The sequence below is a fragment of the Arthrobacter sp. QXT-31 genome (genome assembly GCF_001969265.1).
Lineage (GTDB): Bacteria > Actinomycetota > Actinomycetes > Actinomycetales > Micrococcaceae > Arthrobacter.
Genome location: NZ_CP019304.1, coordinates 89387 through 102712 on the forward strand (window position 1 = coordinate 89387; position 13326 = coordinate 102712).

The window sequence follows — 13326 nt, forward strand, 5'->3', positions numbered from 1 at the left end:
CCCGCTAGCCAACTGACACGGGGACCGGAAACCGGCTACCGAGGTCATGACCCGGCTCCGCCATGCCTACTACGTGGCGGCTCTGGTGGCCGGACGTAACTAGCATCAGGATCCGGACAGCCCCCTTCGGCACGTCCGCCTGGACCACCCGCGGTACCATCACCGGCACACCCCTGACCTGCGGCTGGGACACCACCGCGGTTGCCCACTGACTCTACGACCTGCGCGCCACTACGTGAAATGGCTCATACCCGGCAGGTCACCTTTCGTGGCAGTCGGTAGTCCCAGCGGGTTCGTGCCCCCGGGGGAAGGTCTTAGCTCTCCCTATCGGCGGGAAAGCGTGAGATTCCGCGCCAGGCCAGTCGGTAGACCAGGTCGCTGGCCACCTCCAAGTCGTGGTTCCCGCTGGTTCCAGCCAGTAGCATGCGCTGACATACGCCAGGCCGGCTAGGGCGCGGCCCAGCATGGCAGCCTCCACAGGCAGGAGCCTGGTGTCTTCGGCAATGACTCTGGCAATCTCGTCAGCGATACCTCTACTAAACGTTTCGAGGCGGGCACGGGCCTCAGGATCGTTAATGAGCCCTGATTCGAAGACAAGACGATGTGCGCGGTCATCGCTGGCGATGAAGCGGTAATAGGCGCGGATGACGGCCCGGACCCGTTCCTTGTTGTCTGTGGTGGAGTCGAGTGCCCCGGTCAGATGATCCGTCAGCGCAGTGAGTGAAAATTCAGCAAAGCAAGGTACAGCTCGCGCTGGGACGAAAAATGCTGGTACAGCACCGGCTTGTGACCCGGGCAGCCCGCGCAGTGTCATCCATGACAGCGTCATGGTAGCCACAGGCTACGAACACTTCCTGCGCCGCGACCAGCAGCTGCGTCCTGCGTTCGTTTCCGGGACAACTTCGCGCGTCGTCCCCCGTCGGCCAGCTCACCAGGAGCCGACGGGTCGGATGCCTCTGCCTGCGGAACCACTGTTGCCCTCTATCCCCCCTTGGCCTCACTCTACCGTGACAAGTGAAAGCCAACGTGAGCCGCGGGCGCCTCCTGCACGACCTTCGAGGTTCCTCCGCCTTGGGTTGTCCGATGGTGCCGCCTTTGGAACGATAGACAGCATCTCCAGCATCAGGGGATCCCGATGCCGATGTTCGGCCCGATGAAGGGGTGGCGGTGACACGGCAGCCGGGGGTGCACGGCCAGTTGTTCGTCCGGCGCCGGCGAACCGGTGGCCGTCGTTCTCTTTGGCTGGGGGATCCTGTGCTTTGGAGGGTGCCGCTGCAGTTGTGGGCACCGGTATGCTCCTGCATGGCCGCCCGGGGTGTGTAAGGTTGTGTTGTGGGCGGTTCCCCACCGTTCAATTTGAAGACACGGGGTGTGAGTGTGGACGAGTACGAGGCCTCATTAGTCATCAAATCGGGCGCGGAACTACTGTTGGCCGCTTCGTCTGACCCCCGTTCCGATGAAGGTTATGCTGGGGTCAAAGCCAACATCTCAGAAGCGCTTGAACGTAGCCGAAGCGCTGATGAATTTTGAGGCTGGTGTGGGTTCCCCGAGCCGTTCCACCGGCTGGGTTCAGGACCTCCGGCGCGTCGCGGACGATCTAGGGGAAAAGTAGGGTTGTTGCGGGCCGATGGTGGCCCATTGAACCTGGCCAGACAGGCCGGGCGGGTTTGACCTGGTTGTCGTGCCGACGAGCCGACTGTAAAAAGAGGTAAAGGCCATGGCAGCGTCTTCCAAGGCTCATTGGACCCAGGACGAGATCGACGCGCACGAGGCGCGAGGCGGAGGATGGGGTGGCGGCGGCCGGCCAATCCCTGGCCTTGATTACTCCACTGCGCCTCTTTCATGCAGCCCGTAAAGACCAGCCGTGACGGGAGCCGCGAGGCCAATCCTGAGAACGATGGGGATGACGATTGGGCTTAACGTATCCGTGCTGTGAGCATCCCCTGTGGCGGGGGCGCCTCCCCTTGACGATGATAAGTAAACTTATCAGTGGGCGTGATGTCCAGCAGTGCGGCGTCACGCTCCTGGCAGTTACAAAGCAAGTGATCTTATCCTGCGGGTTCGATTGAACGTGTAAGCTTGCTCAAACGCGTCCACTCAGATGGTGGTCCCGTTCCGGAGGCCCGACCCGGCTTCTCTTTTCTTATCTGGAAGCGCCCGACTAAGAGATCCGTGCCCGCTGTTCACCGCAAACGCAAGGTTCCTTAAGCAGACGCGGCATCAACCCCTAACCCGCGTGTGCGCCCGCAACCCCGCGGGGACACCCTGCACCGCGCCTTGCACGTCCCGCTCCCCGTCCTTATCGGGGCTAAGCGGCGAAATCCGTCCGGTCTGCCGAAGAGTCGGGCGGCAGGTCCCTGCCGTGCGCCGGTTCCAACACAGTATTGTTTCCCGATTGCGCTTGTGCGCACGTAGCCTGAAATGGGTGTTCCGATCACCACCACCGTCCCCAGTCTCTCCCTCCTGCCCATTCGCGGGCCTCTCGCCTACTCAGACGCGCAGGCGTTCCCTGTCCTGACCAAGGCGTACCTCCAGCTCTCCCAACAGGTCCGCGAGACGGGCCTGCTGCGCCGGACTCCGTGGTTCTACGCCCTTGTCGGCGGCGTTCTTGCCATCGGGATCGCCGGCTGTGCCGCCTTGTCGGTTCTGCTCGGGCCGAGCTGGTTCCAGCTGTTGATCGCCGCCGCGCTCGGAATTCTGTTCACGCAAGTGGCTTTTCTCGCGCACGAGGCAGGGCACCGCCAAATCCTGGCAGGGGGACCGCCAACGACGTGCTCGCCCGCTTCTGGGCGCTGTGGCGGGGTGAGCTATTCGTGGTGGGACTCGAAGCACTCCCGCCACCACGCGAACCCCAACAAGGTAGGCCGCGACCCCGACATCGAGGTTGACACGATCTCTTCCTCCACGTGGACGCGGCAAAGCCAGGGGCATTCGTGCCCTGATCACCCGCCGCCAGGGCTGGCTGTTCTTCCCGCTGCTGACACTGGAGGGCCTGAATCTGCACTATCTCAGCCTTCGCCACCTGCTCTCCCGAGGACCGGTCAAGGGCCGCAGGTCGAGCTTGGCCTGCTGGCGCTGCGCTTCGCCGCTGTCCTCCTGCCGCTCTTCTTGCTGCTCCCGCCAGGCATGGCGTTAGCGTTCCTTGGAGTCCAGCTGGGAGTTTTCGGCCTGTACATGGGTGCGACGTTCGCCCCCAACCACAAGGGCATGCCTGTGATCGACCGCGATGCGAAGCTGGACTTCTTCTCTAAGCAGGTGCGCACGTCGCGGAATATCTCCGGGGGTTGGTGGGCCACGTGGCTCATGGGCGGTCTGAACTACCAGGTGGAGCACCACCTCTTTCCGAGCATGCCGCGCCCGCATCTGGCCAAAGCCCGCCGGCTTGTGCGTGAGCAGTGCACCCGGCTTTCGGTTCCCTACACCGAAACCAGCATCTGGAGCTCCTACGGCACCGTAATCACCTACCTGAACAGGGTGGGCCTCGCCGCGCGCGACCCCTTCGAGTGCCCCATGACCGCCCAGTACAGGCGCAGGTAGTGGCCTGCAGGGGGACAGAACACAAGCATCGAGCAGTCCGCATCACAGCGCGGTGCTTGAACAGCACGTTCTGGTCCCCGGCTGGCGGCCCGCGTTCAGATCCTTCCAGACACCAGCGCCGCTCCTGCCGGACGGCCCTTTGCAGACCCGAAAGGCGTACGCTGAATCATGAATAGCAACTACGTTCGGGGCGCTTCCCTCAGCTGCTCCTCGCTCCAAATGGACATCAAGCAAATGCTCGACGGGGCCGGGGCCCATGATTGCCGTATCACTTCCGAGCACGGCAACGGAGCGGTCACCTTCGGTTTCGGAGACCATCAGTTTCGTCTGATCGTGCCGCACCCTGAGCCGACCGATCCGCCTAGGGTGCCCGGCACCAGCCAGCGCGGCGAAACATCAACGGTCAAGAGCACCCGGCTGACCTGGAAGCCGCGCGCCATTCCTGGCGTCAGTTGTCTCTGCTGATCAAGGCCAAGCTTGAAGCTGTTGCGGCCGGCATCGTGACTTTCGACGCGGAGTTCCTCGGCTACATGCTCATGCCCGGCGGCGGGACCGTCTTCCAAGCCGCTGCGCCCGAGTCGGCTCTCTTCCTACGCCACGGAGGTCATTCACAACCTGGGTGAGGCCAGCTATCGCGGCCGCGAGGTGGACCAGCGCAATCTTACACATCAAAGCTCGGGCATTAAAGAAGTAACGGGAGAATCGAAGCAGGGTTCGGAACCAATGGTAAGAACCCTGATCAACGGTGCGGCTCGTGCAGGTTTAGCTTGAGCATGGTCGTTTCCGGAGCCACTCTGCTGCCGAATTAATTCACCGTAAGGCAGACCAGGAATGCAGCGCACTCCTACCGTGGATGCGACCCATTCTCCAAAATACTACCTGGTGTCCTGCGGTGTTTATGATGCATCCGGGTCCCTACGGGGGATTGGCCCACTTCCAACAAAGGAAATGCATGGCAGTGGGCGTGAGCCTGCACGAAAGGATTTGATCATTGGTGGAGAGCCGGTTCCCCGACGAGGACCCGTTTCCGCTGCAGGACTTGCCTGGCGGCGGCGCCCCGTTGGTGCGGGAACAGGCGTACGAGATCATTCAGGCGGTCCTGAGCGGCACTGATCCCGCCGGGGAGGAGGCCCGTGAACGCTTACGCGAACACGTCGCCGCGCACCCCGGAAACCCGGAGACCGCCCTCCGTGAGCACCTTGTCTTTTCCCGTGCCCTGGCCAGGCACCTGGCCGGGAAGCCAAGACCCCCTCGGGAGGACGTCCATCGGCACCAGGGCGAACGGGACATGGGCAGGCCTGGCCAGGAACGGGCGGCGATCGAGGCCGTCCTCCGGGGCGACAGGCTGGTCACCGCCTTCCAGCCCATCCACGACCTGGCCCGGAAGGAAGTCATCGGCGCAGAGGCCCTGACGCGCTTCGTGTGGGAAAACGGGGACGACGCGGGGTCCTGGTTCCGGAATGCTGCAGCCGTCGGCCTGGCGGCAGACCTTGAATTCTCGGCACTGCGAACTGCGCTGGCGGCAGCACAGGACCTGCCGGCCCACTGGTCCTGGCCCTGAACATCTCCCCGACGGTCTGCCTTGATCCGCGGCTGTTGCTGATCCTGGAAAACGCTGCTGTGGAACCAGCCCGGATCATGCTGGAACTTACGGAGCGGATCCAACCCGGACAGTTGCGCCCTCTTCTGGACGCCCTGAGGCCACTGCGCCGTAGCGGCATGGGGCTGGCGGTCGATGAAGCCGGACCGGACGCGGCCTCGATGCGCCACATCCGGGTGCTTAAACCCGATGTCCTCAAGGTCCGCCCGGACCTTGTCGCCGGCATCGACACCGATCCCGGCCGCCAGTATCTCCTGGCCGACCTCGTCGAGTTCGGACGACAGACCAGTGCCGTCCTGGCGGCGGTGGGAATCGAAACGGGCAACGAACTGGCCGTCCTGACCCGACTGGGAATCTCCGCCGGTCAGGGACACTTCCTCGGCAAACCCACGCTCGAGCCCAACGACTGGGCCACCTGGTCAGCCCTCGCCCCAGAAGGCACCAGCCGGGCACGGCACAGGGCCCCGGAACCACGTATGGAAACCCGGAACCCCTCCACCGACATCTGAGTGACCGGAGGCCTCCCCTGCTCGGCTCCCGCCATATTGCGATGTGCCACGCGAACGTTATGTTGAGGTCCTCGTGGGCGAGATTGTGGCAGCGCGGATGCGCGCCCGCGCAGAGTTATTCGGAGCGGCTACTTCCCGTCTTCTGTGGGAGCCTGGCAGGAGTGGTGGTATCTGGTCCGACCTGATGTTCGACGGCTTTTCGCTGCTCAGCAGGAGCCATCCGCCGCTGGAAACGCTGGCCCGGCTGCTGTTTATCTATGTATCTCTCGTCCTGTGAATGGCCGTGGGCCTCGGGCGGCAGGCTACCTGTGGCGGCGCCTGCCGCCGTTGGAGGTCCATGACGACCGTCGTGTCGCCCTGTTCCACTGTCAGGCTGGCGAACGCCTGGTACTGGCGGGTGACCTCGACCGTGTATCCTACCGATTCAAGGGCTGCTCTCATCTTGTCCACGGACGCCGCGAACGTTTCAGGGGTGTGCCTTCGGTACAGCGCGAACAGATCGACGTCCTCTGACATCCGGGCGATCACGCCGTGTTCGGCCAGTGCCTGTCCGCCGGCGAGGATGAAACCGTCGTCGGCGAGAACGGACAGCGCTATTCCGGTTGCTGCGCGCTGAGCGTCGTCCACGAAGGATGCTCCCGGCTTTCACGGTGCTTGGGTAGCTGAGGAAAGGCCGTCTCCCAGACTTGACGGCACCGGTCGGGCAGCCGCATCGAGGGCCACAGGGCAAGCAAGCGGCCGGCGTTTACGATGCGGCCGATCTCATCGACCGACCCCGAGTTCTGCAGCGCCAGCTGGTACAGCACGGCGCAGCTTCCATCGTCACCCACGTCGTAGCCCCTGCCCGGTCCCCAGTCCAAATGGACCGGCAGCTGCACCGTACCCGACGCCGGGCCTTCAGATGCTCAAGCGCACCCGGGATCAGGTAGACGAGGGAATCAGCTATGGTGTGCCGGGCCTCTGGCCCGTAAACGTAGTCCCGCAGGCCCGTCCGAACCCGTTCAGAAACGGTTGTGCCTTCCCTGACAGCCTTGGCATGGGCCTGGTCCCACAAGTCATCGTCAATACGGATCGTATGCCTCGTTGTGCCGGCCGACATCACGCCCTCCTGACCAAGTCCCTGTCCTTCCGCTTCCAAAATTACAGGGTGTCATGACACCTCGGAAAGCATTGACCATCCTATCTGCCGGCAGGATCCGGACTTGAGGCGTCACTGCCCGAAACCCTTCGCGTCGGCAACAAAACCGCAACCCGCAGCCGGCAAAAGAAATAACCGGCAGGTCATGCCGCGCAGCGCCCGTCGCCGTATGAACAGGTATTAGCCAAAAGGAAGAAAGGATGCCGCCCGTGCACGGAGAAAAGTCAGACTTAAGTGTGCACATTGTGCACGCCCACCATGGCCGGACAAACCCGCACGCTGGCCACCCGTATCGGCAGCAGCGGGACCACCGATCGAGAAAAAAGTCTGGAAAAAACTTCCCGAGGTCATGTCATCGCGACATCCACTGCCCATGAATAGGTGAATAACCAGACACAGCCATCACACCAACCCCTCAAGGAGGACCAAATAGCGCCAGATACCAGCAAGCGGAGGGCCACCCAGCCACGGCCCTGAACCCGCCACCCGCACAACTAAATAGGGCGCCGCGGGCCCCAGGCACAGGCCGCGATAAACGTCAGAGGGACCCAACAGGGTCAATGTCCACACATTAAAGCAAAAACCCCCTCTGACGAGGGGGTATGCCGTGCCCGAGGAGGGACTCGAACCGGGCGCCAACCCTTGAAAACACGGCACTCCCCCGAAAACATCCCCAATCCGAACCAGTCCGACGCCGGTACAACTCAATCCGAAGCCCAGGGTGTGCACAATGTGCACACCCTCTTTTTGCGCCCTTGATGCGCTGCCCAGCGAAGTGCAGCTGCCTTCCCTACGTGAGAGTTCCCTTTCGACACACGCCACCTCTACGCCTCGAATCTCCATTCCTTCGGGGCAAACCGGAGCCCGACGCACGACCTTCGCTGAGCGCTTCTGTGCGGAACGAGCCGGGGGCTGAAATTCAACGAACGTCATAGCGCTGCGACCTCCTTCGGACCTCTCATGGGGCAGACCATGAAATAGGCCATGAAATAGGCCATGATCAGGACCTAACCGCTTCCAGCACGCGTCAGCCATCAGGCGCGTTCCAGGCCGACGAAATCTGATATAGGCGTTAACGCGGGGGATGTAAGCAGTTGGGAGAGAACTTCTGCTTCGGAAGGTCGTTGGGTCTGATTACGGCAGACAGGCTCCTTTGAACCTTTAGCTATGGGTGTGTCCGGCGGCCGAAGAGGGGCTGGGGTTCTCGATAACTCAGGAGAAGGAACCGACCGGAATAAGGCCGTGATTGTTCCTGACGTTCTGGCCAATGGGTTAGACCGACGGCTGTCCAGGAAGAAGCTGAACAAATCCGGTCTTGCGAAGTGACATGGCAGTTGTATCGCACCTGCCGTTCTGTAGAGCTCACGTGTCTCATGAGACATCCGCTGGTGGCGGTACTGGAACAGTAGGCCGGCACTCTAGTGAGTGCCGGCCTGCTGTTCGAGTGTGTGGTCGCGGAACGCCAGGTGTTGCCGATTCCCCGGGGAACTTCGTCGTCAGCCAGACAGTCGCTGGCTTTCAGCTGCTGCGGGTTGCTCGGCTTAGGTGCTCACGCGCGGTCGAGGGTGTCTTGCCGATGGTGTCCAGGTCGAAATCCTTTGATTCCTTGGCCGCGGCGACGGCGGCCACGGCGATGGCCGTAGTGAGGACAATGATGGCGACCAGCGGCCAGGTGCCACCAGACCACAGGACGAGGCTGCTGGCGATCACGGGGGTGAACCCGGCGAGGAGGATGGCCGCCGTCTGGTAGCCGACGGAGATGCCGGTGTACCGGACTTCGGTCGGGAACAGTTCGCAGTAGAAGGCCGGGAGGACCGAGTAGACGGCGGCGTGGCCGAGTGTGAGGAAGATGGTGACGCCGGCGATGATGGCTAGTGGGTCCCCGGTCTGGATCATCGCGAAGATGGGCCAGGCGCTGACGATGATGACGGCTGCACCAAAGAAGAAGGTGTTCTTCCTGCCGATTCGGTCCGAGACTGCGCCGAAAACGGGAATCATGACGATGTTGAGTGCCGAACCGATCATCACCGCGATCAGCCCGTAGGTCGCGGGTAGCTTTAGTGTTGTGGCGACGTAGGAGAGCAGGAAGACGGTGAAGAGGTAGTAGTTTCCGGCCTCGGCAAAGCGTGAGAACAGGGCGATGATCAGCGGTTTGCGGTGGTGTTTGAAAACCACCGGGATCGGCGCCTTCTGGTGTTCCTGCTTGCGTTCGGCTTCTGCCTTGGCAGCCAGGAAGGCTGGGCTTTCGGAGGCGTTGAGCCTGATGTAAAGGCCCACGGCGGCCAGGACGATGCTGATGAGGAAGGGCACACGCCATCCCCAGACGTTGAACTGGTCACCGGAAATGGTTTGGGCGATGGCGACGGCGGCGGTGCCGAGGAGCAGTCCGCAGGAGACGCCGATCTGTGGCCAGGCGCCGAAGAACCCGCGCCGGCGGGCGGGCGCGTTTTCGACGGCGATGATTGCCGCTCCGCCCCATTCGCCGCCCACCGCGAAGCCTTGGGTCAGGCGCAGCACGCAGAGAAGGATGGGAGCCCAGAAGCCAACGGTGTCATAGGTGGGGAGAAGGCCGATGGCGGCGGTGGAACCGCTCATGATGAGGAAGGTCAGGATCAGGGTCGACTTGCGTCCGATCCTGTCTCCAAGGTGGCCTGAGACGAAGGCCCCGGCTGGGCGGGCGAGGAATCCGACGCCGAAGCTGGCGAGGGCGGCGATCTGTGAGACGCCGGGTTCTGTCGAGGGGAAGAAGAGGGTGCCGAAGACAAGGGCTGCGGCGGTGCCGTAGACGGTGTATTCGTACCATTCGATGATTGCGCCGACGGTGCCGGAGATCAGGCTCTTACGCCGGATTTGGGCAGGCGTGAGAGCGCCACGTGTTGAGGCCATGTTTGGTGTCCATTCAGGAGGAGCGGGAGCGGGTCCCGTTGCGAGTGCGTGGGTTAGGAGCTTTCGTCGATGACGATGGCCGCGCGGGTAACCTCTCGGGCAAGCGACTTCTCTAGGGCCTCTTCGACGCCGTCCAGGGTGAAGGTCGCGTCCACGAGGGCACCGAAGGGGTACTTGCCCTGGTGCTCGGCCAGGAACTTCAGGGACTTGTGGAGATACCGGCCTTCGTAACGGTCCACGTGCCTGATCGTGAGTGCCTTGCGCGTGACATAGCCGGGGTCGAACGGCACGGTGGAGCCGGGTGACAGGTTACCCATGACGACGTAGCGCCCGCCGCGGCGCAGCTGTTGCAGTCCCTCGCTGAACGCTGCGGGCGCGCCCGTGACTTCCATGGCCACGTCAGGGCCTTGGCCAGCGGTCAGGCCCTGGATGACCTCGATCCGGTCATCAAGCTCAGGAATCTCTCCCATGTTGATGATGTGGTCGGCGCCGAAGCGCTGCGCCTGGACAAGCCGGGGTTCGGATCGGTCGATGACGATAACGGCAGCTCCGCGTTCCTTTGCCACCGCGATGGCGTTCAGGCCCAGTCCCCCTGCTCCTTGGATGAGCAGGGTCTCACCGTACTGGAGCCCGATCTGGTCGATGCCGAAGGTGACCTGTGAGAGGGCGCAGTTGGCGCTGGCTGCCACGGAATCCGGGATCTCGTCGGGAACCTTGTAGACGTGCTGCCGGGGGTGGATGTAGTAATGCGTACCGAAAGCGGCGTGGAAATGTGGTGCCTCGCCCGGTTGTTTCCCGAAGAATTCGTATGCGTTGTCGCAGAGGTTTGGCTGCCCACCCAAGCAGCGTGCGCAGCGGTCGCAGGTCTGGAAGTAGGTGGCGACGATGTGGTCTCCGACAGAGAGCGGCTGGCCTGCATTGTCTGTGGCGCGGTCTTTGCCGATAGCGGCGACGGTGCCTACCATTTCATGGCCCAGGCCACCGCTCTTTTTCACGGGGTGCTTGCCGTTCCAGATGTGGAGTTCGGAACCGCAGACGTTCGCCCTGCTGACTCTCATGAGGATCGCACCCGGTTCAGGGGCGGGAAGCGCGTATTCGGCGTAGTCGAGAACCCTGGGGCTGGTCATCACAGCGACACGGCCGTAGGAAGTTTCATGCATTCGAAGTCCCTTTCAAAACGAAGGTATGGAAAGCAGCTGCCGGGGCTGGAAACAGTCCCGGCAGCTGCCGGTATGGAGCTCTCGCCCTATTCGGCGACCTCGACGACGACGTCCGCTCCTGTATGCACGGGGTCCGCCACGTGCTGGTTCTTCCGGGCGAACAACACTGCGACTCCGGAGAGCACGCAAGGGATCGCGCCGAAGTAGAAGGCTGCCGTCGCCCAGGTGCCGCCGCTTCCAAGGATGCCGGTGGCTGCGGCGCTGGCCAGGATCGCCCCGATGGGGCCGACTGCTGCGACGAACGCCGCACCGCGCCCACGGATCCGGGTGTGGTAGCTCTCCCCCACGAAGAACAGCACGCAGGAGTAGGGGCCGATGAGGAAGAACGTTCCGACGCTGTAGAGGGCGACCACGGTCCAGAAGTCGCTCGGGCCGAAGATCATCGCGGTGAAGACAATGCCGCCGGTGATCCAGCCGAAGGCGATGACGTTTCGGCGGCCGAACCGGTCGCCCAGGGCGCCGTGGGTGAGGTAGCCGAGGTAGGCCACGACATTGGACATCAGCAGGATGGCCAGCGAATTCGTGAACGAGACGTGGTGGATGGTGGTGATCACGGTGGTTCCGAGGACGCTGAAGACCTGGACAGGGAAGTAGTTCAGGACGTGCCCGAGTCCCAGGGAGAGGGTGGTGCGCAGGCTCCGGCCGCGGAAGATGTCGGCCATGGTGCTGGGCTTGTGGTGCTCCTCGATGCCGAGGGCTGCAGAAATCTCCTGAGCCTCTGCATGGGCGCCGCTCTTTTGGAGCTGGTGGATCTTGGAGATGGCCTCGAACTGCGGCGATTCGCGCAGCTTACGGGTCAGGGCGGCAACGATAAAGGACGGAATAGCGGCGAAGACGAAGCATCCGGCCCAGCCGATGTGGGGCAGCAGGACAGCGGTAAGCGCTGCAGCGAGGATGGCGCCGATAGGCCAGCCGCCCTGGACGAGGGAGTAGATGAAGCCCTGGCGCTTCTTGATGCGGGGGTCATCGGAGGCGCCATAGAGCTCACTGAGGTATGCGCCGTTGACGCCCTGCTCGGAGAGGCCGAGTCCGCTGAAGGAGCGGATCAGGACGAGGAAGGGGGCGGGAAGAAGACCGGCAAGGGCGGTCAGCACAGAGGCGACCCCGGCGCCGGTGGTGGCGAAGGCCATACCTGCCTTCCGGCCGAACTTGTCCATGACGGGGCCTGCGGCGAGGCCGACGATTACTGCTCCGGCGGACATCCAGGTCACGAGGCCGGCCTGGGCGGCCTCATCCATGCCGAGGGACTTGCCGAGTTCAGGCAGCAGGGTGCCGAAGAGGATGAAGTCGTAGACGGCGAATGCCCAGGCCAGGAGGGCGAGGACGGTGGCGAATTTGATCTGCCCGTTGGTGACGTGCGCCGGCCGCCAAGCCGTGTTGCTGATGGGGGACATGATCCACCTCCATTGGTGGGTAAAGAGGAATGTGATGGGGGTTACATCTGTTTTTGGGCGTGACTGCCTAGGGACTTGGCGGCAGCAGTGCCTGTCAGTGGGGCGCCCGATGTGCGGCGCGTCGGGCGGGCCGGTGGACCCGGCCCGCCATCAGGGAGTCCTTAAGCGGACTTGCTTTCGATTTCTTCGAGGATCGGCAGGAGGAACTTGCGGAACTCGTCGTAGTTCTCCGTGACCGGGAAGTGTCCGAGCCTGGGCATTTCCCAGAACTTCGACCCCTTCACCAGGTTCGCGGCTTCCTTCGTATCAGCCGGCGAGGTGTTGGGGTCGTATTCACCGGTCAGGAAGTAGAGCATGCACTTACTGGTGTCGATCGCGGCGGCCTCTTCGGGGCTGACGTTGTGGTCGTAGTAGTAGTAATAGAGGTCGCCGGCGAAGACACCGGGGCCGCCACACTGGTATTCCCACTGGATCTCGCGAACGTTCTCCTCCGGGGAGTACGGGGAGATGTTCAGCATCATGGCAGCGCCGGTAGAGGTGCGCGAGACGTTAGGGTTGTCGAATTCGCGGCGGATGCCGTCCATGCCGACTTCCACGTATTCGGCCGCGGAGCGCAATGCGCCTTCGACGGAGATCGTGGCCCGGTAGCGGTCGTCGAAGTTGGAGGCCAGGTCGATGGCCAGGTGCCCGCCCATGGAGCTTCCCATGTAGACGGGCCGGTCCAGTTCCAGGGCTTCGGAGAGCGCATTCGGGAAGGCCATCATGCGGGACTTGGTCATGTTGTATTCCTTGGTCCACCACTTCTCACCATGCGGGGGAAGTGACTTGCCGTGGAACGGCAGGTCGAACGCGATGACCCGGTAGCGGGAGGTGACCTCGGCGTCATTGAGCAGGTGACGGTACTGGCGGCCGTCGGAGCCGGCGGTGTGCCCGACGATCAGCGGGATGCCCTGGCCGGCCTCTTCGTAGTAGACCCGGTATTCGACGTCCTCCACGGTGAGGTAGACGTACCCGCCTTTGATGGGTTCGAACTTTGCCATGA

General features: G+C 63.1%; 10 protein-coding genes and 1 pseudogene. 4 read left to right on the plus strand and 7 right to left on the minus strand.

Features of this window, described 5'->3' with window-relative positions; translation table 11 throughout:
• Window positions 1-314 precede the first annotated feature (314 nt).
• Window positions 315-927 (minus strand): annotated as a pseudogene (locus BWQ92_RS24085) (TetR/AcrR family transcriptional regulator).
• Between the two features lie 1494 nt (window positions 928-2421).
• Here BWQ92_RS24085 and BWQ92_RS00495 point away from each other — a divergent pair.
• From BWQ92_RS00495 to BWQ92_RS24410, 4 genes are all read left to right on the plus strand, one after another.
• Window positions 2422-3537, plus strand: coding sequence for a fatty acid desaturase family protein (locus BWQ92_RS00495; protein ID WP_076797762.1), 1116 nt, complete (start codon window positions 2422-2424; stop codon window positions 3535-3537).
• 168 nt (window positions 3538-3705) lie between these two features.
• Window positions 3706-4002: a hypothetical protein gene (locus BWQ92_RS23370; RefSeq protein ID WP_157365047.1), complete on the plus strand. Its 297-nt coding sequence runs from the start codon at window positions 3706-3708 to the stop codon at window positions 4000-4002.
• Between the two features lie 529 nt (window positions 4003-4531).
• Window positions 4532-5098 (plus strand): EAL domain-containing protein, encoded by a 567-nt coding sequence (locus BWQ92_RS24405; protein WP_157365048.1) that lies wholly within the window; start codon window positions 4532-4534, stop codon window positions 5096-5098.
• Window positions 5099-5133: 35 nt separating this feature from the next.
• Window positions 5134-5646 carry an EAL domain-containing protein gene (locus BWQ92_RS24410; protein WP_076797763.1) on the plus strand — a complete coding sequence of 171 codons (513 nt, stop codon included), beginning with the start codon at window positions 5134-5136 and terminating at the stop codon, window positions 5644-5646.
• Between the two features lie 255 nt (window positions 5647-5901).
• On the opposite strand, the gene BWQ92_RS00510 is transcribed toward BWQ92_RS24410, so the two are convergent.
• The 6 genes from BWQ92_RS00510 to BWQ92_RS00535 form a co-directional block, all read right to left on the minus strand.
• Complete coding sequence (locus tag BWQ92_RS00510) at window positions 5902-6273, minus strand: nucleotidyl transferase AbiEii/AbiGii toxin family protein (RefSeq protein ID WP_076797764.1); 372 nt, start codon at window positions 6271-6273, stop codon at window positions 5902-5904.
• Window positions 6240-6452, minus strand: a complete 213-nt coding sequence (locus tag BWQ92_RS23780) for a hypothetical protein (protein WP_076797693.1) — start codon at window positions 6450-6452, stop codon at window positions 6240-6242. The genes BWQ92_RS00510 and BWQ92_RS23780 overlap by 34 nt, the downstream gene beginning before the upstream one ends.
• Window positions 6453-8302: 1850 nt before the next feature.
• Window positions 8303-9670 carry an MFS transporter gene (locus tag BWQ92_RS00520; RefSeq protein ID WP_076797765.1) on the minus strand — a complete coding sequence of 456 codons (1368 nt, stop codon included), beginning with the start codon at window positions 9668-9670 and terminating at the stop codon, window positions 8303-8305.
• A 53-nt stretch (window positions 9671-9723) separates the two neighbouring features.
• The gene (locus BWQ92_RS00525; protein ID WP_083706174.1) at window positions 9724-10830 is read right to left on the minus strand and encodes a zinc-binding dehydrogenase; all 1107 of its coding nucleotides are present in this window, start codon (window positions 10828-10830) and stop codon (window positions 9724-9726) included.
• An 86-nt stretch (window positions 10831-10916) separates the two neighbouring features.
• Window positions 10917-12284, minus strand: coding sequence for an MFS transporter (locus BWQ92_RS00530; RefSeq protein ID WP_076797766.1), 1368 nt, complete (start codon window positions 12282-12284; stop codon window positions 10917-10919).
• A gap of 161 nt (window positions 12285-12445) precedes the next feature.
• Window positions 12446-13324, minus strand: a complete 879-nt coding sequence (locus tag BWQ92_RS00535) for an alpha/beta fold hydrolase (protein ID WP_076797767.1) — start codon at window positions 13322-13324, stop codon at window positions 12446-12448.
• Window positions 13325-13326: the final 2 nt, after the last annotated feature.